General features: G+C 38.5%; 17 protein-coding genes. 2 read left to right on the forward strand and 15 right to left on the reverse strand.

The window, feature by feature from the left end; all coding sequences use genetic code 11:
* Nucleotides 1-120: 120 nt before the first annotated feature.
* Nucleotides 121-3,972 carry a PKD domain-containing protein gene (locus tag ACOMC3_RS09025; protein ID WP_420319217.1) on the forward strand — a complete coding sequence of 1,284 codons (3,852 nt, stop codon included), beginning with the start codon at nucleotides 121-123 and terminating at the stop codon, nucleotides 3,970-3,972.
* On the forward strand, nucleotides 3,972-5,003 hold the full coding sequence (locus ACOMC3_RS09030) for a PorP/SprF family type IX secretion system membrane protein (RefSeq protein WP_420319218.1): 1,032 nt from the start codon (nucleotides 3,972-3,974) through the stop codon (nucleotides 5,001-5,003). Before ACOMC3_RS09025 ends, ACOMC3_RS09030 begins: the two co-directional genes overlap by 1 nt.
* Here the strand turns inward: ACOMC3_RS09030 and ACOMC3_RS09035 are convergent.
* Genes ACOMC3_RS09035 through ACOMC3_RS09105 form a run of 15 tightly spaced genes read right to left on the reverse strand, consistent with a single transcriptional unit; the run spans nucleotide 5,000 to nucleotide 21,939 of the window.
* The gene (locus tag ACOMC3_RS09035) at nucleotides 5,000-8,464 is read right to left on the reverse strand and encodes a hypothetical protein (protein WP_420319219.1); all 3,465 of its coding nucleotides are present in this window, start codon (nucleotides 8,462-8,464) and stop codon (nucleotides 5,000-5,002) included. The two genes, ACOMC3_RS09030 and ACOMC3_RS09035, sit on opposite strands and share 4 nt — an antisense overlap.
* A complete protein-coding gene (locus tag ACOMC3_RS09040; RefSeq protein WP_420319220.1) occupies nucleotides 8,382-11,798 on the reverse strand; it encodes an ATP-binding protein in 3,417 nt (1,138 codons plus the stop codon). Before ACOMC3_RS09040 ends, ACOMC3_RS09035 begins: the two co-directional genes overlap by 83 nt.
* A 36-nt stretch (nucleotides 11,799-11,834) precedes the next feature.
* On the reverse strand, nucleotides 11,835-12,095 hold the full coding sequence (locus ACOMC3_RS09045) for a DUF983 domain-containing protein (protein WP_420319221.1): 261 nt from the start codon (nucleotides 12,093-12,095) through the stop codon (nucleotides 11,835-11,837).
* A gap of 58 nt (nucleotides 12,096-12,153) precedes the next feature.
* Complete coding sequence (locus tag ACOMC3_RS09050) at nucleotides 12,154-12,405, reverse strand: hypothetical protein (RefSeq protein ID WP_420319222.1); 252 nt, start codon at nucleotides 12,403-12,405, stop codon at nucleotides 12,154-12,156.
* 4 nt (nucleotides 12,406-12,409) lie between these two features.
* Nucleotides 12,410-12,991, reverse strand: coding sequence for a DUF420 domain-containing protein (locus tag ACOMC3_RS09055; RefSeq protein WP_420319223.1), 582 nt, complete (start codon nucleotides 12,989-12,991; stop codon nucleotides 12,410-12,412).
* Nucleotides 12,969-13,394 (reverse strand): hypothetical protein, encoded by a 426-nt coding sequence (locus ACOMC3_RS09060; RefSeq protein WP_420319224.1) that lies wholly within the window; start codon nucleotides 13,392-13,394, stop codon nucleotides 12,969-12,971. The genes ACOMC3_RS09055 and ACOMC3_RS09060 overlap by 23 nt, the downstream gene beginning before the upstream one ends.
* A 3-nt stretch (nucleotides 13,395-13,397) precedes the next feature.
* Nucleotides 13,398-13,727 carry a cytochrome C oxidase subunit IV family protein gene (locus ACOMC3_RS09065; protein ID WP_420319225.1) on the reverse strand — a complete coding sequence of 110 codons (330 nt, stop codon included), beginning with the start codon at nucleotides 13,725-13,727 and terminating at the stop codon, nucleotides 13,398-13,400.
* 20 nt (nucleotides 13,728-13,747) lie between these two features.
* Complete coding sequence (locus ACOMC3_RS09070; protein ID WP_420319226.1) at nucleotides 13,748-14,500, reverse strand: cytochrome c oxidase subunit 3; 753 nt, start codon at nucleotides 14,498-14,500, stop codon at nucleotides 13,748-13,750.
* A gap of 17 nt (nucleotides 14,501-14,517) precedes the next feature.
* Nucleotides 14,518-15,087, reverse strand: coding sequence for a cytochrome c oxidase subunit 3 (locus ACOMC3_RS09075; protein ID WP_420319227.1), 570 nt, complete (start codon nucleotides 15,085-15,087; stop codon nucleotides 14,518-14,520).
* A complete protein-coding gene (gene cyoE, locus ACOMC3_RS09080) occupies nucleotides 15,084-15,974 on the reverse strand; it encodes a heme o synthase (protein WP_420319228.1) in 891 nt (296 codons plus the stop codon). Before cyoE ends, ACOMC3_RS09075 begins: the two co-directional genes overlap by 4 nt.
* The gene (locus ACOMC3_RS09085) at nucleotides 15,971-16,990 is read right to left on the reverse strand and encodes a COX15/CtaA family protein (RefSeq protein ID WP_420319229.1); all 1,020 of its coding nucleotides are present in this window, start codon (nucleotides 16,988-16,990) and stop codon (nucleotides 15,971-15,973) included. The genes cyoE and ACOMC3_RS09085 overlap by 4 nt, the downstream gene beginning before the upstream one ends.
* Nucleotides 16,974-18,836 (reverse strand): cytochrome c oxidase subunit I, encoded by a 1,863-nt coding sequence (locus ACOMC3_RS09090; RefSeq protein ID WP_420319230.1) that lies wholly within the window; start codon nucleotides 18,834-18,836, stop codon nucleotides 16,974-16,976. Before ACOMC3_RS09090 ends, ACOMC3_RS09085 begins: the two co-directional genes overlap by 17 nt.
* A 6-nt stretch (nucleotides 18,837-18,842) precedes the next feature.
* Nucleotides 18,843-19,931 carry a cytochrome c oxidase subunit II gene (locus tag ACOMC3_RS09095; RefSeq protein WP_420319231.1) on the reverse strand — a complete coding sequence of 363 codons (1,089 nt, stop codon included), beginning with the start codon at nucleotides 19,929-19,931 and terminating at the stop codon, nucleotides 18,843-18,845.
* A gap of 17 nt (nucleotides 19,932-19,948) precedes the next feature.
* Complete coding sequence (locus ACOMC3_RS09100) at nucleotides 19,949-21,304, reverse strand: quinol:cytochrome C oxidoreductase (RefSeq protein ID WP_420319232.1); 1,356 nt, start codon at nucleotides 21,302-21,304, stop codon at nucleotides 19,949-19,951.
* Nucleotides 21,305-21,312: 8 nt separating this feature from the next.
* Nucleotides 21,313-21,939 carry a c-type cytochrome gene (locus tag ACOMC3_RS09105; RefSeq protein WP_420319233.1) on the reverse strand — a complete coding sequence of 209 codons (627 nt, stop codon included), beginning with the start codon at nucleotides 21,937-21,939 and terminating at the stop codon, nucleotides 21,313-21,315.
* Nucleotides 21,940-21,941 lie beyond the last annotated feature (2 nt).

Raw genomic sequence — 21,941 nt, forward strand, 5'->3', positions numbered from 1 at the left:
GAATTTTTAAGGCATATCTGTTAACTTAATGATGAAGTAGCACAATATTTCATCGTTATAAACATTATTTAATTATTCAAAAGAGTAAATTATATCTTTGAATAATTATATTCAATCAATATGATCACCAGGCTTTTAATCACCTTTCTGTTAGCCTTGGTTGGACTGCATGGATACTCTCAATGTAGTTTGCTAAGTACCACAATCAGTGTTGATTTCAGCGCAGATGGTACTTGTGCTCCTGTGACAGTGAATACGTTTACAGTCACATATACATTCAACGCTCCTCAAAACCCGGCAGATATTGAAATACAATTTATCTGGAACGATCCTGCAAACACAACGGAAACTGTGGCAGGTGCTGGGCTTACCGTTTCGAATGGTGACAGAACTTACCAAGCTACAGCCACTCCTTATTCCTATCCAGATACCGGTCCTGAATGCTTTTTTGAAGCACAAGCGTTCATTATAGTTGCCGGAGATATGTGTGAAACTTCAGAACAGACACAAATTGTTCCATCATGGAATTTGGACGATGAAAACGGAGGTGTCATCGCTTTTGACCCGGGTCAATATAATTTATGTGAAAATACAGAATTAGTCAATGTGATTTTCGATGATGCCAGCACCTTCAACTGCAACATCAATGACAACCCTGACAATCCGAATCAAATATCTAGATGGGTGCAATTCGTCTATGGTTCAGATCCAGCACCAGCGGTGGGAAGACTAAGAGATGTAACTTTAGATGATGGAGGTATAGTAACCGTAACTGATAATGCAGGTAATCTCAATACTCCACAAACTCGTGGTACAGGAGCGGTTATGATCACTGCTGGGTATTTTGGACCTGTTGAAGAAGTGCCTTTCCCAGCGGATGAACCCATTCATTCAACCTTTCCGCTTTCAGCACCAGCCAATGCAGCAAATATTATCGGAACCACTTTTGAAGTCACATTATTCAATTGGAATACATGTAATCCTTACAACGGTGATCCCATTGATCCAAATTATGAAGATGCGGTTTCAGAAACGTTGATCATTGAAATAATACCTCCTCCTAACCCGTCATATATTGCAAGAGAAGATGGGCCCGGGGGTGCTACACCAGCAGAATTCTGTATCAATTCAAATATCTACTTTGATAATCAAACAGCTGGTGGTCCATTTACTTACTTTTGGCAATTTTTTGATGGTCCAGCTGATTCAGATCCTCTTGCTGGTACATCTAATGCGGAAAACCCAACCTTTGCATTTAACAGCGGAGGGGATAAACTCGTACGACTAACTGCCTCGGATGCAAATGCTGATGGAGTTTGTGATGTGGTTTATGAGGATATTGTTACCCTTTCACCGGATGCAGTGGCAAATTTTGACTTTTATGATGCATCTTTCACCTCCATCATTGATCCCAATTATTGTCAAACAGGAACAGATGTTTTTACTGTCGGCTTTAGAGACAATACTGTAGATCAGCCCAATACAGAGTTTAGATTTGAATTTTACGATGAAAGCAATGCACTCATCAGCACTCAGCCAACAGACGGTTCCTTCCTTCCCGATCCGGTACCTGATTTTACAAGAGACTTTTCTGTAGAATCTTTTACTATAGTAAGATTAGTAGCCATAAACACGTCAACTCTGTGTGGTAGTGAAGCACAAGATACGGTCTTCGTATATGGAAGACCACAGCCGGACTTCAACACAATCGCAGTTTGTGAAGGATCCAGAACTACATTTAGTGCCATTTCAGATCCAATAGGTAGTCTTACTACCCAAGTAAATAATGACGAAGTAAATCTGTACGAATGGGATTTTAGCTATGATGGCACATTCAATGTTGAATTAGTGCAAACAGACAACACGAACTTTGATTGGTACCTTGATGGAACCAACATATTCACTGGTGTAGAACCAGGATCATCAATAGCCGGTACGTATACTGTCGCACTACGCACGACAACTGAAAAAGGAGGATGTTCGGATATAATCACTCAAACTGTAACAATTAATGATAATCCTGATGCGCAACTTTCACACGATGCAACGAGTGACATTTGCCCAAACGAAACAATCATCTTTACCAACAACTCCAGTAACCCCACCCTTCCTGGAACCACCTACCAATTAGAAGTAACTCATCCGCCTTCCGGCTTTGTCAGTTCCGTTACATTAACAGACACCAATACTCCATTATCTTTCGATAATCCAGATGACACTACCAGAACTTATCAAGCACAGATTCGCGCTGAAACCACCGAAGGCTGTTTTACACTAAGCTCGACTGAGACGTTCAGGGTTTCTCCTAATGAGGAGGCGGCTTTTGATGATCCAACCTATAACTTTTTTAATACGAACTGCTCTCCTTGGAACAGCACCATGATTGTGGATCCAAGTACTCAAGCGCTTGCACCTGATCTTTATCGTTGGACATTGATGGATATTAATGGTGCTATCGCAGGGTACCCAATCGTTAAAAATAGTGGTGACATTGACTTCCATGAGCTTGATTACGAAATACTAAACACATCAGCAACTATCATGAACTATGCAATGGTGCTCGAAGTTGATAAGACTGGTATTTGCATTTCCAATGACACTTTTAACATTCAAATAAGCCCTCAGCCCTCTGCGGCTTTCACAATAAATAGAACAGACGAATGTGATCAGGTAGTGCTAGCATTTGAAGCTACACAGAAGGGCTTATCGAACTATAATTGGAATTTTGATCCTACTCCTAATCAAATGACTGGTGGCGATGATGAAATTCAGGTTTTATATAATCGAGAACCAAATGCAGGGAATGATATCAATTTAGAAATCACCCTTGTTACCACCAATCTGGCGAGTTGTCAAAGTAATCCAGAAATTGTCAACGAGACGGTTGAAAAATTGCGTCCGGCTGCAGTGGTAGATTTCATTCTGTCCTCAACCACTCTCCAACTACCTGACAGTACAGTGTCGATTACAAATAATAGTACTACAGGTACAGGAATCACATACGAGTGGGACTTTGGTGATGGTAACACTTTCTCAGGCTTTAATCCCGGCTCGCATAGCTATAATCAGTTTGGAACCTTTGAAATAACACTTGAGCTTACCGATGAATTCTGTACGACAGAATCTTCACAGACAGTTACCGTACTACCCGCCGATCCAATTCTTGACTTTCAAGCAGATACTCTTGAGGGCTGTGCCCCACTAACTGTACAGTTTACTAATCTTTCTCAATTCGCTGTTTCTGGCCAATATGTATGGGAGTTTGGTGATGGTAGTATCTCACGATCAGATAATCCTACTCATACCTTTTTTGCTTCAGGTGATTTTACAATTAGACTAAGAGGTGAAAATGTAGTGGGTGAGAATTCGGAAATCGAAAAAGAACAATATATTTCAGTCTACGCACGTCCTTTTGCGGATTTTCTGGTTTCTACTCGCGTCTTGTACATTCCTGATCAGGAAGCTATTTTTAAGAATCTGAGTGAAAATGCAAGCACCTATATATGGGACTTTGGTGATGGAACCACCTCAACAGATTCAGACCCACGACATGCTTACACGGAGGAAGGATTTTATGACATCACTTTAATAGCTACCAATGATTTGGGGTGTGTAGATACCTTATTTAGATCTGCTGAGGTCGAAGCTGTCTCCGGAGGACAAGTTGAAACGCCTAACGCATTTACACCCAATCTAAATGGGCCTTCAGGAGGCGTAGTAAATGGCACCAATGATCCATCGTCAATCAATGATGTTTTCCTTCCACGACTAGAGGGTGTGGAACGTTTTAGAATGTTCATTTATAATAAGTGGGGAGAGTTAATCTTTGAGAGTAGTTCCCAAAATAAAGGCTGGGATGGGTACTATAAAAGCAAGTTAGCTCCATCTGGTGTGTATGTTTACAAGCTTGAAATCCGATATTCAGATGGCAGAGATGATGTCAAAGTCGGAGATGTAACTTTGATTCGCTAGTGAAAAAGTATTGGATACATATCGCTGCTTTTTGCACCATTACTTTCAGTTTTGCTCAGGATGCTCAATATTCTCAGTTCTACTCCAATCCACTTTATCTCAATCCTGCCTTTGCAGGAACATCCACAGATACAAGAGCTATTTTTATTCATCGAATTCAGTGGCCTACTCTGCCGCAAGCTTTCTCGAACTCAACAGTTTCATTAGACTATAATGCAAGTAACATAAATAGTGGTTTTGGATTGATTTTTACTACTGACCAGCAAGGATCTGCATCCCTAACAAGTACCACAGGATCATTTATCTATACCTATGAGGCCAATATCAATGACAAAGTTGTCTTCCGGCCTGCGTTAAAGTTTGGTTATACATTTAGAGATATTGACCGTACAAAACTTGTCCTTGGAGATCAGGTAGATTTTGGAGTAGATGGAACACCATCTCAAGATCCGCAAGTCAATTCAATTCGGCTTAAAAACCATTGGGATATAGGAGCTGGATTTCTCATTTACACGAATAAGTATTGGTTTGGTGTTGGGATCGATCATCTTACTCGTCCTAATCGATCATTACTGGAGGGCAATGACGTCCTACCCATACGATACTCTTTTCATATTGGAAGCAGATATCCATTACAAAAACTTATACCTATTGGAACGATTGCTCCAACGATTGCTCCAAGCATTCTATATCGTAGGCAGGGTAACTTTCAACAGTTGGATGCGGGTGCATCTGTACACTTACAACCAGTAATTATCGGGCTTTATTATCGAGGATTGCCATTCGTCAGTAATTCAGCAAATCGGATTAATCAAGATGCAATCATTTTACTAACTGGAGTTGAGTATTATAATTTCGAACTGAGCTATAGTTTTGATCTTAATCTATCTAAACTCGACCCTGTAGCTGGTGGTGGTGCACATGAATTTTCTCTCATTTACAATTTCAAGATACCAAGGAGTAAATACAAACCTCCAAAATCTCAGCGTAAGCTAAGTTGTCCTGTATTTGTGAAAAAGCTAAATAATTAGAAGAATGCAGTAACCTGGACATTGCCTGTGTGAATGGCTGAGTTCTCTTCCGATTTTCTTCCATTATAGATCAATGAAAGCTGCATGCCTTTTGATAACTTCTGCTGCCAGTTGATTTGCCAGGTTTGGTTACTACCAGGTTGCAAAGCGTCAAGTAAAAGGTACCCCAGATATGAAGACACGTCTCCGATAAAATCAATCTGCACGATTGAAAATGATCCTCTAAGCGATCCTTTCCCTGCTTGATTCCACGTTAGCTCAGTTTGATAGATTTTGGAATGAGCTGATTCAGAAGACGATTCAAGAAATTCGTTTCTTTTGGTCTTTCTTTCAAAACTTGCAATAGCCCTAAGTACATTATTCGGCTGCCAGATCAATTGAGGTCGGTAAGAATAGGATATGATTTCAAAATTACGAGAATCAAGAAAATCTGATTGATTCAATAAATCTCCAAGTGCTGTTGTAACTCTAAAGGTATATTCCGGGCTTAAATCTATCTTAGCATTGGTTATCCATTCTTGCTTTTCTCTTGTCTCAAACCCCTGAGTTAGCAGCTGTTTATTATCTGAGTTTTGAAAGGTTAGGTCACCGGCAAACCCTCTCCCATTTCGATTATAGAAAAAGGTGTATCGTTTGCTGTTTTGAGCAGAAAGTAAGCTTGAATCATTTAGACTTATAATGAACGGATTCAATCGATCAGTATAGTCACTTGAAGTGGTTTTAAAATTAATATTGAAATTGACATTCACAGAAAGTTTAGATGCAAATCGCTTTATACCACCTGTTTTTCGCCATCTTAATGGGAATCGTCCATCAATTGTGTGTAAGTAAAAAGTCTGAAATGATGTGATATAATCATCAGTAGGAGTAAATATTTTTACGTAGTTACGTTCATCCGGATTGATTGCTTCAAAGAATTCATTCAAATCCTGTACCCCATCCTCATTTGTATCGCGCCAAGTATGCGTACCTTCACCAGTGGCAACAGGCAGGTATACAAACTCTCTTCTAAGTTCTCTGCTGTTACCCGTAGAATAATTGAAATTTGATCTTAAACTCCTTTTTAAGAAAGATTGAATCCAGCCAATGCGACCATTGATCACTTCATCTTCACCAAGGTTAAGCTCTAACCTGTCTTCCACCTTTCGATAGTTAAAGTCGGCCGTTAAGCTTCCGTTATTTTTACTGAAGTTGTAGGAAGCGTTAATGTTTTTAGAGAACAAGTAATCTTCCATCCTTCCATTTTGAGGAAGCTTATCATTTCTCAATTGGTAACCAATCCGATAAATGGAATTTGCAGAATCAGCACTTGAAAGATAGAATTCATGGGCCTGATAATGCATCAAAGAACTCACAATGCTATCTCCTTCAAATATCTCATTTTCATCCATTTCAAATGAATATCCGGGCACTACCTTCCATTTATTGTAGCTTATATCTGATTTTGATCGTAACCAATCAGTCGTTCTATTTAGCTGGGTATTAGAAAGAAGAAAGTGTGATGAAACAAACTTCAAATCAGCTACTTCCTGATTATAGTCCACTGTGTATTGCCAGCCATCTATGAATTCCTCCCGCTTCCTCCTATTGGCAGATGCAATGAATTGGTTGCTTTCATTTTGTTTGAAACCTGCCTTTAAGAATAAAATTAGATCCTGAGACTGCTCATTTCTATCCGATACATAGTTCCAGTCTCTATCAAATAAGATGGAGCGATACCGATCGATATACGTAAAATCTTGTTCATCATATTCCAGTGAAATTGAACCTATCCACGAATATCCATCAAAAATAGATGGTCGATCGTTTGTCTCTATTGAAGCATAATAAGCTTTACTTGTATTGTCAGTATCATCAATATCAGAGTATAGATTTTGGTCGGTATTAGAAAAAGCAACTTCTGTCTTTATAGATTCATAGGAGGATATGTTTGCTTCACTTCCTACGGTTAAAATTTGTCTGCTATTAGGTAATGGAATAAAGGCGCCAGGTTCATAATTTCCCTGTTTTTGACCACCTTGTGGTGATACCCATTCGTAAATTCTTCCATTGGCCGATGACTGTCTCAACACATAATCACCATTACCAAAACCCACCTCTGAGAATGTTGGACTGAATAGCTCAGCAGATGGATCTGTTGAATATTCAAATATGGTATTGTTGATACCGTCATTATCAATGGTGTCTTTCTTCAGGTACAAAATCCTGTTTTCAGAGTATAGAGTGGTATCGAATCCGGTAATAAAAGCCTGATCTTGATTGTCACCAATTGCTTTCAATTGATCCAGGTCATTTTGATCAAGCGAAAAACCAAAAGTGCTATTTGGATTATCTCTTTCTCTATAATAGTTGGTGTAAAACTTGACTTCATCATTTGAAACGGATTGAAAAGCTGACAAATTAGATCTGCTATAAAACTGTTCTGCATATTCAAAGTCAACTCGAAGTATAGTAAACTGGGTGATTAATATGTGATTATTAAAAGTGATCTCACCAAGGTTGTAATCAATGACATAATCACGATCAAAACCTCTCTCTAAAAGCTTTCCATCTATAAAAACTTTTTCAGAATTTGCCAGGACAATAATGAATCGCTCGCCATTAGGTCCTCTCAATTTATAAGGACCGTTCAATCCATCAATTGCATCAAGAATTGCAGAATTAAACTTTCCTTTGGCAAGAGCTCCAGAAACCCGCGATTCATGCTTCCAATAGCCAGACTTCCCTCGATAGCTAGCTTGCAAGCCTTGAATATTCTTGTAGTATTTTAGAAAATAACCAGCATCATCTGGTTGTTTAAGAACAATATCACCTGCGGTAACATCAAATTGATCGTTATAAAGTTTGATGAAGACATTGTCAAAATCTCGTAGTTGCTGAGTATTCCCTTCTGGTTGGTATGGCACATTTTGATCGGTTATTACTGCAGATAAAAAGAGGTTTTCATCCAGTTTTCCATCTAGTTGAAGATTTAAACTTGAGTTAACGAAAAGGTTCTGTCGATTGCCGAAAGAAACACCTCTCGAGATAGCACCGTACTTCTGTACATCTCCAAAATCAAATAACTCCTCCTTTTCTACCGCTGGATTAGGAGGAACATTGTTTTTTGAAAATCTAGAATCATCGTAAAGTGCAGTATCCCTTAAACGAATGGGTTCGGTCAATAATGAAGACAGCACTCTGAAACAAACTTCAGCTTGACTGAAATTAGAGTTGACGACAATGGTGCTGCTTGATTCATCCCAGGTAAAATCTTCTTTAGACGAGATGGAGCTAGGTTCTATTACTAATGAGTCTAGAGATACTTCTACATTAGAAGGTATGGAGTAACATCTTAAGTTTTGACCAGATAGCTTTGTAGATAGAAGAGTAAAAGTACTAATGGCTATCAAGCGGCATAGAAATGAAAAAGGTAGTTCCCTTCCCCTGCTCTGATTCAAACCAAATGTTACCTCCAGCATTCTCTATTCCTTTTTTTGCAAGCGCCAGACCTATGCCGCTACCCGTCGATTTTGTACTAAAATAGTTCAGGAATATCTTATCCTTCAATTCATCAGGAACACCCTTACCATTATCACTCACAGATAACAAGCCCTTTCCAGAGCGCTCCTGCAATTGGATTCTTATTTCAGCCCTCCCTTCAGAAACAGATTGTATTGCATTAAGCACTACATTATTTAGAATCCTTCTGAAAATATCCTTATCTGCTTCAATCAGAATTTCAGAAGCAATCTCAAACTCAAAAGAAACATCTTCTGCGCTGTATAATTCAGTCACCTCTTTTATAAGTACCCCCCAATTAAATACTTGATTATCAGGTGCTGGCATTTCTGCAAAGGCTGAAAATGATTCTGCAATCTGACTTAAAGTATCGACTTGAGTCAACAAGGAAGTTAATGTTTCATATTCCTTTGATCCATCCTCATGTTTCCTGAGCATTTGTTGAATTTTCAATTGCATAGGGGTTAATGGATTCTTGATTTCATGTGCTACCTGCTTTGCAATCTCTTTCCAGGCCGTTTCCTTCTGACTTTTAGCTAGTGCAAGCTTACTATCCTCCAGCTTTACCAGCATTTGATTATAATCTTTAACCAGTGAGCCAATCTCATCAGAAGATTCGTATTCAATAGGCTTGTTTACCTCTTGGAGTGTTACTCTTCTAATCTTAGCTGCCACCATTCGTAATGGATGCATTAGATTATTCAGAATAACATTTCCAAAGACAATGGCAATCACGAAAATGAATCCGAAAATGGTGATGAGATTACCAAATACCTCAATTTGCTGTCTTTGAAGGTGGTTTTTGGAATCAAAAAACGGCATTGCAATAAAACCAGCTACTTGGTTGTCAATGGTATTCACCACCGCATAGCATACCTTATAATCAAGATTCCCAACAGATTCATCCGCGATCAGGCTTTGGTTTTCCTTTGCCACTAGTTCCTCAAATACGATCGGATTAATAAGATTGCTCAATAGATCCAAGTTGAATATTTCTGGCTGACTGGTCGCTACCAAATAACCGGATTCATTATAGAAACTAAGGTCAGATTGGATGAAACTGCTTATTTCAGCCAGTCGATAAGCACCATATTCATTATTAACTTCTTCAATTTGATTGGATAATATTTCAGAGATATACAGCGCCTGCTTGATGTAACTTCTATTTATTTCTTCTCTATAGGAGGTATTAAGTGTATTTAATAATGCAAACCCAGTAATAAGGAGGGGCAGAATAAACGCCATACCTAAGTAAAGCTGGATCTTTCCTGTGAAATTCAGTTTTAAGCCATGTTCAACGGCCGAACTAATTACACTGTATGTTCCAAATGAAAATAACAGCAAAAGAAAGAAAAATGAGAAATTTGTAAGCCTATCACGTGCTTCATATTTATCAGAAATAATCAAAATCGTTCGGCCATCCTGTGTTTTAATTCCATAGTAATGGCGGCCATTTTTTTCTATGCCAGAACGATAAAGTTGTTCCTTTTCAAAGTCCTCATGTTGTGGCCACTCTCCCTGACCAAACTTACTTCGATGGAACAAGATGTCATCACCAGCAAATACCGCGTAATCAAAGTCGTTGGTTACTGAGAAATACTTATTATCAGTTAAAAGTGCCGGATATACACTAGATGGTACTCGTTTTTTGATTTGTAAAATGATAAGACCAACCAGATCGCCTACATTTATTTTACACACATATTTATAGTTTGTCCCTTCATCGATAAAATAAATGTTCTCGTAATCTGATTGACTTTCAGGGGTTAGTAAGCTGTACTCACGAGTAAACCTGGTATTAAGCTGCAGTTGTTGATAATCTTGAAAAACAATATCAAGATCATACTTATTAAAATAAGGAGTCAGAAATTCACTACGTATTTGATCTTCTAAAACCTTCCTACTCCTCTCACTCGCAATCAAAGCCAGGTTTTCATCCGAGGAAAGTTTATTAATGGTCTGATTTAAGTAATATTCACCAAGAACATCTCGTTTGAGTAAAAGATAATTGGCAAACTTTCGCTTAGAGTCAAGTACAGCTCCCTCTTCGTATTTATAAATGCAAAATGCTAAAACCGAGGCAATACCCAAACTTACAAGTAATATGAAAAGTAGGTTCGAATAGGTAAACTCTTTAAATGACCTTCCCCAATCATACCGCATAGAGATGAACAAAACAGATAGGTGAACAACGCTAAAAGTTATTGACAATACATCCAGGAAACCCATTAATACTGCTGCACTGAGTGCTCCAATGATCGCTATTAATATTCTTCTACTTCTTCGAATTAGTTTTAACGTTAGATAGGTAAAGTAGAAATAGCTACTGCTGGCTAGAAGTATGCAAGCATACGCTACTGCACGTAACAGGTCAAAACGAATAGATTGACCAACATCTAAGGATAGTTGTGAATGACTAATTATCGTCCATGCAATATGAAGGACTAACCCCGATAAAATGGTATTAATAGCGCTAAGGGTAAAAATCCACTTACGAGATTTATAGAGTTTCTCTAAATAAGGAGATGAAGCCAGTATGAAGATATTTAGGAGAATACAGTTAATTAATAAATCTCCCAGGGTTGGATTCACCACTGATGAGGTGTACTTAATAGGATCAAACAAATCGAATCTGAACACCAACTGGAATACATCAAACTCTAGCGTTAGATACCTTAAAACGAATAGGGCAGCATTTGCTATCCAAAAAGATCTGAGATTTTTGTGAGCGTAATGCCAATATTCAATCAATAACAAAATGATAATGATGACAGAAACAATTGTATCAATCGTTCTACTCGGCATTTCAGATACTTGAAAAAAAACTAGATCTGATCGCGTATTAGCAGTTCGTTGAATAACGATTTCTTCGATACCGGGATGAAGAAGGTCACTCATCTGCTCTTCCAGATATTGGTTCGTTATCGAATATTGAGCAAGAAGTTGATGGCACGAAACATAGGTACAGTTTTCTTCTGAAATCTGCTGCACAATAAAAATACCTAATTCATTTTCGATGATCTGAATTGAGTCCTTGGATACATTTGATACAAATGGTCGATCGTCACTCCAGTTAACTAACCTTCCTCTGCAGATTGTTCGTTTTCTAAAGGCTTTATCAGAAGGAATATCTTCTTTCCAGGAAATTAAATCCTTATACTGGTCATCAATCAAAGACTCAAAACTTTCTTCAGCATTTTGTCTAGTATTCGCTTCCCAATCTACTAGAAAATGATTGACAACTAATGCAGCAAAGCAGCCTATTAATAATCCTAATGAAATTCTATGCTTCACAAGCCTGAATATACAATAATCAGACCTGAATCAGGCCTAGCTTTTCCAAATCAAATAAAGAAAAATAACTCGCGAATACCGGAAATTTAGTGGGAACAAAATGAGGGCCACTATAAGAATAGTAATTAGATAGACATTCAATCCTGGATCATTAAAGAAGTGATAAAGTACGAATGCAGTAACTAAAAAGATGGCAGTTGAAAATCCATAACTCACGTACATTGCGCCATAAAAATTGCCGGGCTCTTTTTCATATCTCAAATTGCAATTGGGACAATTGGCGTGCATGGAACCCATCTTCTTTAAATTCAGATGAGAATGAGTGAATATCTCACCTTCTTTACAACGGGGACATTTAGCCTTTAAGACGCTCGCTAATACTGACACGTTTTGTGGTTTTACTATATCGATACCAAAGGAAAATAAGAACAAAAACTACAATGTATGGAGTGAAGAACAAGAACATAATCCCATTATTCAAACCTTCTGCCATAGAAGTATCACCAGCACTTACATTATTTTTGATTTGAGTTCTGCACATCGCACACTGTGCCCAATTAATCATTGGGATAAGAAATGTAAACAGAAGTACAATTCCTCTTTTCATCGATTTAGAAGTAATAAGGCTTTATCATAAAGTAAACAATTACTCCTGTAATGGATACATACAACCAAACAGGATAAGTAAATTTCACCATCTTCTTGTGCCGTTCAATTTGGTTTGAAAGTGCGTAATAGAAAGCAAACAGGACAAATGGGACGACAAGTATCGAAAGTAAAATATGACTTGCCAGAATAACCAAATACACTACCCTACTAGTTCCAGCTACTGCTAATTCGCTCTCATCCACATTACCATCATGATTCAAATCCCCGTACTTTACTGATTCTACACTTGAGTGGTATGTTACGTAAGAAAGAAGAAATAATACACCCAGGAACAGAGAAGCAAACATAAATGAACGATGAACTCTTACATTGCCCTTTTTTATGGCGACTAGTGCTGCAATAAGCGTAACGACAGTCAATGAGTTTACCATTGCGTGAAGACCTGGTAGCATTTTCACCCAGTCCCCTGACATGGAAAGTTTTGTTGGAAAAAAGATCAGGAATGCAACAACCAGCGGAATGAGAATGGAGATCAAATAAATGATCCTTAAATATTTTTTACTATCTGCTTGTTCCTTTACCATAAGACTGTTGAAGCTTTAAAATGTCTAGTTCAGTAATCAAGCGATCTACATCTTCTCGATTGAGATTGTAAGCCCCCCAAATACCTTTATTATTAACTAGAACTAAATCAGCTTGAATTTGATTTATACAATCGAAATAATTTTCATCTGAGTTGACTAACTCAACGGATCGCTTGTCAATGGCATAACTCACACGGTTCATGTAGTTTGACTCTACCGTAGACAGAGAATCCCTTTTGGTTACGATGGTTATTTCTCTAAACTGTTGACAATCATCTGAAGCTTCCGATATCAATACCAAAGAGAAGCTATTGCTTCCAAACAGCTGTAAGAATAAATACCAAGCGACTGGTATTAAAAATACAAGGAAGAAAATGAGTCGAGTGAGTCCCTTACTTCGCAATGCTCAATAAAGGGCTTCAAGTATCGCTCCACCCTGATAAATCATGATGAAGATGAAGAAAACTACAAATAGCATTGGAAGCACGATTGACATCTTAAGTGATTTCTTCTCATGCCCAAGGTGCATAAACTCTGCTACGATGTAGTAAGCTTTCAGGATCGTTAATGCTATGAATACCCATATTCTCAACCATTTGTGCTCATGCGGTACCGTGAAAGCGATACCAAATTCAATCGCAGTAATAGCGGCCAGGTACAACATCACTTTGATGAAATTCTTAACCTTAGCCTTGTCTACTGGCTTTACCTCAACTTGTTGCGTTTGCTGCTCCATGTTATATATCTATTATGCGATTATACTAAGTAAAAGAATGTGAATACAAAGACCCAAACAAGGTCTACAAAGTGCCAGTAAAGTCCGACTTTTTCAACCATCTCATAATGTCCTCTTTTCTCGAAAACACCAACTGTGGCTTGATAAAATATGATGAAATTGATAACTACTCCACTAAATACGTGGAAGCCGTGAAATCCTGTAATAAAGAAAAATAAAGCTGCAAAGTTTGGTGGACCGTATTGGTTTTGGCTTAAACCAGCACCTTGAAAAAAGTTACCTACGGCATTCATTGACATGTCAGATCCGTGAATGAAGTGACCCCACTCCCAAGCTTGGCAACCCAAGAAAGTTAATCCACCTAAAATGGTCCAAAGCATCCATTTTTCTACTCCCTTTCGATCCATTCGCTCTCCGGCTTCAACTGCTAATACCATTGTTACACTACTCACGATTAAGATGAATGTCATGATACCCACAAACACAAGTGGCGCACTATCAATGCCGAGCGCATGCATGCCTGGAAATGCTTCAAATACCTTTTCCGGAACCGGCCAATATTCCTGAGAAAATTTAAAATCAGCAATCGATCCCTCATAGGCCGGATGGCTAAATCTGATCAACCCGTAAGTGATCAATAATGCAGAGAAGGTGAAGGCATCTGATAAAAGGAAAAACCACATCATCAGTTTGCCGTAGCTAGCTTTCATTGGAGAAACGCCACCGCTCCAGATATTTTTCTTTTCTTCTACTATTACAGCCGATTCAGCCATTATTTTAGGTTTTAGGTTTAATTATTGAAAATCAAAAATAAGTATAAATACAACCAAAGTCCACCTAGAAAATGCCAGAAAGTAGTACACATTTCAATTCGTACCATACTCTTGGAGTGAACTTTATATTTAAATGCTTTTGAAAGAACAATTAATAGGAAAATCACAGCTCCTACCAGGTGAACTACGTGCAGACCAGTAAAGATATAAATGAATGATCCTGCAGGATTTCCGACAAAATGATATCCACCATCTACAAGCTGTCCCCAAGCATTAATCTGTCCTATGATAAAAGCAACGGCTAGTATTCCTGTAATCACTAACCCTATCCGGATATTCTTAATATTATTTCGTTTAGCAGAAATGTAAGCAAAGTGCATAGAGACGCTACTCAAAATAATGATAACTGTTGTTATCTGAAACAAAGGTGGAAAATCCACATATACCCATTCACCAACCGATTTCTTTACGATATAGGCACTGGATAACGATATAAAAACCATAATCACAGATACCAAAAACAACCACATGGCAAATTTCTGTGGGTGCATTGACCTTACCTTAACTGCCTGCACTTCTCCTGTCATAGCTTATCAATTAAATATGTTATTTGAACAATAGGTAAGTAGATAAATGAGCCAAACATGATTCGTCTGGCTTTTTGATTAGATGTATCTTTCATCAGGCTGAATGTGGTTGCTAAGAATAGTATACCACAAATTGTAGCGACTACCCCACTAGTCAGTCCTGTTAATCCAAATATGGTGGGAAGTAAACCAAGCGGTAACAAAAACAGCGTGTAAACCATGATGTTAATCGCCGTGTTTAAATCTTTAGCACCACCTCCCGGTAATAACTTAAATCCAGCTTTTTTGTAATCCTCATCAGACACCCATGCAATTGCCCAAAAGTGCGGAAACTGCCAAATAAACTGAATCCCAAAAATGATCATGGCCTCATATGTCAATAATCCACTTGCAGCTGCCCAGCCGATTAATGGAGGTAACGCCCCCGGAATGGCACCAACAAAAACAGCAATTGATCCCACTCGCTTAAGTGGTGTATAAACAAATGCATATAATAACAGTGAAAGAAAAGCCAATGAAGTTGCCAACAAATTGGTGGCTAAAAACATTAGAACTAATCCGACAATACCGGTAAGGATGCTAAACCATATTGCTTCTGATTCAGAAATTCGATTTGATGGTAATGGACGATTTCTTGTTCGCTTCATTATCGCATCATACTTCTGCTCTATTACCTGATTAATTGTTACAGATGAGCCTGACACAAAAAAGCCGGCAATTAGAAATACGATGAAATTCAACCAGTTAATTGAAGATTGATTCGCAAGCGCGTATCCAAAACCAGATGAAAAAACTACAAGAAATGATAATCTTGGTTTAAGCAACTCATAATAGGCTTTTGCCTTTACTCCTGTGCTGATATCGATATGTGAAACCGTGGTATTCATTTCACTAATTTGATGCGCAAAGTTAAGTAAAACAGAAGGCTAAAAATACCTACCGCAAGAATTAAATGAAGCGGCTGAACCCAAAATGGAAAATTGAACTGAACCATAGCAATACCTGCAACCATGGCTAAAAAGACAAGTGCCACTAATTGTATGGTTTGCTTTATCAACCATTGTTCTTGAGATTTTTTCGCATAGTAATACATGCTAACAGTCCCTGTTAGAATCAACCATGAATACGTTCGGTGAATGTAAAATGTATTCGATAATTCGAGCCCCCATTCACTTCTTCCGATGGATGAAATTAGTAAGTCATCAATTACACCTCTCACTTCTGTTCCAAGAATGATTTGAGGGATAAAGAGTAGAGTTGTAATCAATCCTATTATGAAAAGCTTCTTATCCTTAATAACTGCTAGATCTCTGACTTTAACATTCATCCATATAAGTAATGCTACTATGAGTAAAGCCAAAAGCATGTGAAATGTTATAAAACCGTGCAAAAGATTTGTAGAAACGACCAAGGAGCCCACCCAGCCTTGAAATCCAGTCAAGACAAATATTGAAACACCAACAATGGGGATCCATTTTGATTCTTTTAGGTAAGTGAATGAAAAGATCATATTCAAAAAGACGAGCAACCCAATCAACACGCCTATTAATCGATTGATATATTCAATCCACGCTTTGGTCGCATCAAATTCCTGCTCTATTAAAATGGAAGGATCTTTCGTGATTCTATCGCTTAGTTCTTCATAACCCAACTTGCTAAACATAGCGGCTAAACGCTCATTTTTAGAAAGTCTCTTTTCTCTAAAAATATCTTGATAATTATCCGGAAGTCCGGCCGAGCTGGTTGGCGGTATATATGAGCCAAAACATTTAGGCCAATCAGGGCATCCCATCCCTGCTCCCATCACACGTACAATGCTTCCCACCAGGATCAGTAGTAACACTGATCCTAGTGTAATTGCATTGATTCTAAGAAAATTCTTTTGATTAATTAGCTTTTTCAACTCCTGTTAAATCTTCATCCTTTGTTAGCTCATTTTCATGCTCAAGGTTAGATTCAGGAGTGTGAGAGTAAGGCACTGTTTGCGGGATGAAATCATCCTTCGCTCCTGGCTTACTGTAATCATATGGCCATCTGTACACCTTAGGGATCGCCCCAATCCAGTTTCCGTGACCTGGGAATCGTGGAGTTGTCCACTCTAGCGTATTAGACTTCCATGGGTTCGCAGGTGCCAACTTGCCTCTCCAGATTGAGTAGAAAAAGTTGAATAGGAAGATAAACTGAGCAGCAAATGTCAAGATAGCTGCTATACTTACCAACGCATTCAAATCACCATAAATACTGAAAGTTTCAAATGATGTGAATGAATAATATCTTCTTGGGAAACCCGCAATTCCAATGTAATGAAGTGGGAAGAATACAAGGTATATTCCTACAAATGATAGCCAGAAATGAACTTTACCCAGTCTATCATCCATCATTCTTCCAAAAAATTTAGGGAACCAGTGGTATACTCCTGCCAATAAACCAAAGAAGGAAGCACTTCCCATTACTAAGTGGAAGTGAGCTACCACGAAATAAGTGTCATGAAGATTAATATCAAGTACAGAGTTTCCCAGGAAAATACCAGTCAAACCTCCTGAGATAAAGAAGGATACCAAACCAATTGAAAACAACATGGCAGGTGTAAAGACAATATTTCCTTTCCACAATGTGGTGATGTAGTTGAATGCTTTAATCGCTGATGGTACAGCAATCACCAATGTAAGAATGGTAAATACTGACCCTAGGAATGGATTCATGCCTGTTACGAACATGTGGTGTGCCCATACAATAAAAGATAAGAAACCAATTCCAAGCAATGATCCAATCATTGCCTTATAACCAAAAATCGGCTTCCTCGCATTCGTTGCTATTATTTCTGAGGTAATTCCCAAAGCAGGTAGAATTACAATGTATACCTCAGGGTGTCCCAGGAACCAAAAAAGGTGTTGATAAAGAATCGGGCTACCTCCTATGTTTGGTAGCGCCTCACCCGCAATATAAATTTCCGAAAGGTAGAAGCTTGTTCCAAAGGATCTATCGAAGATCAGCAATAATGCAGCTGACAACAATACAGGAAATGATAATAGTCCCAGTACAGCCGTAATAAAGAATGCCCAAATAGTAAGTGGTAACCTGGAGAAGGACATACCTTCTGTCCTCAAGTTGATTACTGTCGTGATATAATTGATCCCTCCTAGCAGAGATGACGCAATAAATAAAGCCATTGAAACCAGCCATAACGTCATTCCTAAACCGGATCCCTGAATTGCCTGAGGCAAAGCACTTAAAGGTGGATAAACCGTCCAACCACCACCGGCAGGCCCAGTTTCAATAAACAATGAAATGAACATCACCACACTGGATGCAAAAAAGAACCAGTATGAAAGCAGGTTCATAAAACCTGAAGCCATATCACGCGCACCTATTTGGAGTGGAATTAAGAAATTTGAGAAAGTACCACTCAAGCCAGCCGTTAACACGAAGAATACCATGATGGTACCATGCATCGTTACTAGAGCGAGATAAAACTCTGCATCTAACTTACCTGTCTCAGTGATCCATTGACCCAAGATAGGTCTCATCCACTCTAGGCTCATTTCTGGGAACCCTAGCTGCAGACGGAAGATAATTGAAAGTCCTCCTCCTATCAGCGCCCAAAAAATTCCTGTAATCAAGAACTGTTTCGCGATTGTCTTATGATCAGTCGAGAAAATATACTTGCTTACAAACCCTTGCTCATGGTGATCATCGTGATGATCATCATGGGCTAAATCCTCCTGTAGTTGTATATCTGTTACTGACATGTTTTTTTATTTAAAACTGCTTGCAGCAGTTGTAACTTTTTGTTCTTTCTCAATGTTTTCGATTCCTGCAGCAATTTTCGCAGCTTCTTTAAGATCTTCTGGAACCTGGCTTATATAACCAGGGTTTTGCTTCAAGAAAGTGTTTTCCTGATTCTCTTTATACCAAGAATCATATTCATCCTGCTCAAGTACTGTGATGATACCCTTCATTCCATAATGACTCTTTCCACAGATTTTATTGCAAACTAATTCGTAATTAAAATCTGGATTTTCAGTTATCTCTCTCATCTCAGCTGTACTTACAGTTGGTGTAAACCAAAACTGTGTTGGCATACCCGGAACAGCGTTCATCTGCATTCTGAAGTGTGGATTGTATACACTATGAATTACGTCTCGTCCTCTGATCTTTAATAGAACAGGCTTATCCTTTGGCAATACCAGTTGAGTTGGCATGAAATCATCATGTCCACTCTGATCTGTCAGGTCAATTCCCATTGAATTGATCGCATCAATTTTCCGGAAATCATAATCACCAAGAGCACCATCTTTACCAGGGTATCTAAAGGCCCATGCATATTGATATCCCATTACTTCAATTACTTCAGCATTTTCAGGAGCAGGTCCGGTAATTACCGTCCATTGCTTCAACCCTGAAATAATTAACCAAGCTAGAACGACTGCTGGAACCAATGTCCAGATCATCTCTAGTTTGTTGTTATGTGGGTAATAGTGTGCAGTATTGGTTTCCTTATATCGGTACTTAAATCCGAATCCAAAAAGAAAAATCTGTGTAATAATGAAAACAGCTACCGTAATCCACATGGTAATCCAGAAAAGGTTTTCTGTAATTACTGCATGCTCGGAAGCAATTGGCAAATTATAGGTATCATATTCTTTGATAGAAAAGTAGAAGAATGCAAAAATTCCACCCACAAGGAATAATAGCATCAATACTCCCTGAAAACTGTTGTTCTTTGAAACGTATCCTTCGCTTTTTTTCTTCTTTACAACACCAACTAATGTCGTGACGCGGTAAGCTGTAAATATCACAGCTAGAATTAAAATGACCGCAAGTACAATTATTAAATTAAGCATAACCTATCCCTCACTTATTAAATATGATGATGCAAACTTTCCTTCAACATTGGATGGTTCTTAGCATAAAGAGGTGCTTTTGCTAGTGCATTAAAAGTCACAAACAAGAAGGCACTTAAGTAAACCAGAATCAAGCCAATTTCAAGGAATCCAAAACCTCCATTGTGTCCCACTGTTCCTGGAGAGACCATTAGATAAAAATCTAGCCAGTGACCAAAAATAACTGCAGGACAAACGACTTTCAAAATCCTTGTATGTCGCTTCGCATCTCTAGTCATTAAAACTAAAAATGGGAAGAAGAAGTTTAGAATTAAATTAATATAAAATACAGGAGCATAATGCGTATCCTTCCATCGCTCCAGAAAGTAAACTGTCTCCTCAGGAATGTGCGCGTAGTAAATCAAAAGGAACTGAGAAAACCAGACATACGTCCAGAAAATACTGAATGCAAAAACGAACTTCCCGAGATCGTGAATGTGGTTTGCATTTACTACAGATAAATATCCTTTATCCTTCAACATAACCACAATGAAAAGAGTTAGGGCAAGTCCTGCTACCCACCAGCTAGCGAATGAATACCAGCCGAACATGGTACTAAACCAATGCACATCGATTGACATAATCCAATCCCATGCTGCCATTGATGATGACACAGCAAAGAAGACTAGGAAAATGGCAGATGTTGATCGCATCTTGTACCACTGCTTCGTTCCGCCTTCAAGATCTTCTGAAAAAGCAAGTGATCGTAATTTTCTAAATAGTAGGTACCAAACGCCAAAAAAGATCACCATTCTTCCTATCCAGAAAACAGGTGTAGCTCCACCTTCTAAAGGCCAAAAGAAATAAGCTGCTTTTCCTTTTACAATCTTATCTCCACCAACCTCAGCATATAAATCTGCATGTGTCCAGTGGAAAATATCATGACCTCCGATCATGAAAACGACGAGCATTAGCACAAATGCTATCGGCAACCAATTACCAAATGCCATTGGGATTCGCTTGATTCCTGCTGACCATCCCGCTTGAGATGCGTATTGAATAGCAAAGAAGAAAACTCCTATTATTGCTAATCCGGCAAAGAATACATTATTGATCCATAAATTGGATAGTAGTCTTTTAACTGAAGTACTGCTTCCGTGATGCTCACTTTCTTCACCATCCGCTTCCTCACCGTGATCCTCTGCACCATAAGGTTCCTCTCCATGACCATCAGCAACCATCTCTGTCTGACCTTCTTCGCCATGACCTCCGCCATGATCACCTGAACCTAATGTAAAATAGCCGAATATCGATAGCACTAATCCTACTAATAGTGTAATGATTAGTCGCTTCTTAGCAGTGGCAGTAAATTCAAATCTTTCTTCTGATACCATGAGTAGATTTAGTTCGACTTTTGCAATTCTTTAACGTATCTGGCAATTCTCCATCGATCATCAGAACTAACCTGAGATCCATGAGCGCCCATTAATCCTTTTCCAAAGGTTATCACGTGATAAATATGACCTTCTGTAATTTCCAAGTATGCTGCACCATGTAAATTGGCTACACCTGCATACTTATCAGCAACTTTACCGTCGGCATTTCCTTTTTCACCATGACAATGCTTACAGTAACTATCATATAGTGCTTTACCTTCTTTAATAACACTTTCGTCATCCATTGAGAATGGACTCTCCAATGTTGTAGCGGCAACTTCCAAATCATCAATTGTTAGTCTTACTGGAAGCGGCTGACCTCTTCTAACTGTATTAGCGACAGGTTCACGCATGTTCATTTTGAACTTATTGTATGGATTCGTATTATAAAACTCTCCGTGTCCATCTTCATCATTTGAATCCAGCCAGCTACCTGCATCCTCTTCTACAATTTGAGTCAAAGGCTCATAAGGAGTTGAGTGATACATCTGCGGAGCATATTCCAATCCAGTGTCGTCAACACCTGCAGCACATGAAGCCACTAAAGCTCCAAGCGTGATAATTCCTAAATATCTAAATGTCTTTAGTTTCATTA

The sequence above is a fragment of the Ekhidna sp. genome (assembly GCF_965212185.1).
In the GTDB taxonomy this organism is placed as follows: Bacteria; Bacteroidota; Bacteroidia; order Cytophagales; family Cyclobacteriaceae; genus Ekhidna.

What these genes read in the sequence shown, in the direction of transcription:
- ACOMC3_RS09025 (WP_420319217.1), top strand. Translation starts at nt 121, where the DNA reads ATGATCACCAGGCTTTTAATCACCTTTCTGTTAGCCTTGGTTGGACTG.
- ACOMC3_RS09065 (WP_420319225.1), bottom strand. Translation starts at nt 13,727, where the DNA reads ATGGAGCAGCAAACGCAACAAGTTGAGGTAAAGCCAGTAGACAAGGCT.
- ACOMC3_RS09045 (WP_420319221.1), bottom strand. Translation starts at nt 12,095, where the DNA reads ATGGGTTCCATGCACGCCAATTGTCCCAATTGCAATTTGAGATATGAA.
- ACOMC3_RS09090 (WP_420319230.1), bottom strand. Translation starts at nt 18,836, where the DNA reads ATGTCAGTAACAGATATACAACTACAGGAGGATTTAGCCCATGATGAT.
- ACOMC3_RS09055 (WP_420319223.1), bottom strand. Translation starts at nt 12,991, where the DNA reads ATGGTAAAGGAACAAGCAGATAGTAAAAAATATTTAAGGATCATTTAT.
- ACOMC3_RS09105 (WP_420319233.1), bottom strand. Translation starts at nt 21,939, where the DNA reads ATGAAACTAAAGACATTTAGATATTTAGGAATTATCACGCTTGGAGCT.
- ACOMC3_RS09075 (WP_420319227.1), bottom strand. Translation starts at nt 15,087, where the DNA reads ATGACAGGAGAAGTGCAGGCAGTTAAGGTAAGGTCAATGCACCCACAG.
- ACOMC3_RS09050 (WP_420319222.1), bottom strand. Translation starts at nt 12,405, where the DNA reads ATGAAAAGAGGAATTGTACTTCTGTTTACATTTCTTATCCCAATGATT.
- cyoE (WP_420319228.1), bottom strand. Translation starts at nt 15,974, where the DNA reads ATGAATACCACGGTTTCACATATCGATATCAGCACAGGAGTAAAGGCA.
- ACOMC3_RS09095 (WP_420319231.1), bottom strand. Translation starts at nt 19,931, where the DNA reads ATGCTTAATTTAATAATTGTACTTGCGGTCATTTTAATTCTAGCTGTG.
- ACOMC3_RS09070 (WP_420319226.1), bottom strand. Translation starts at nt 14,500, where the DNA reads ATGGCTGAATCGGCTGTAATAGTAGAAGAAAAGAAAAATATCTGGAGC.
- ACOMC3_RS09035 (WP_420319219.1), bottom strand. Translation starts at nt 8,464, where the DNA reads ATGCTGGAGGTAACATTTGGTTTGAATCAGAGCAGGGGAAGGGAACTA.
- ACOMC3_RS09100 (WP_420319232.1), bottom strand. Translation starts at nt 21,304, where the DNA reads ATGGTATCAGAAGAAAGATTTGAATTTACTGCCACTGCTAAGAAGCGA.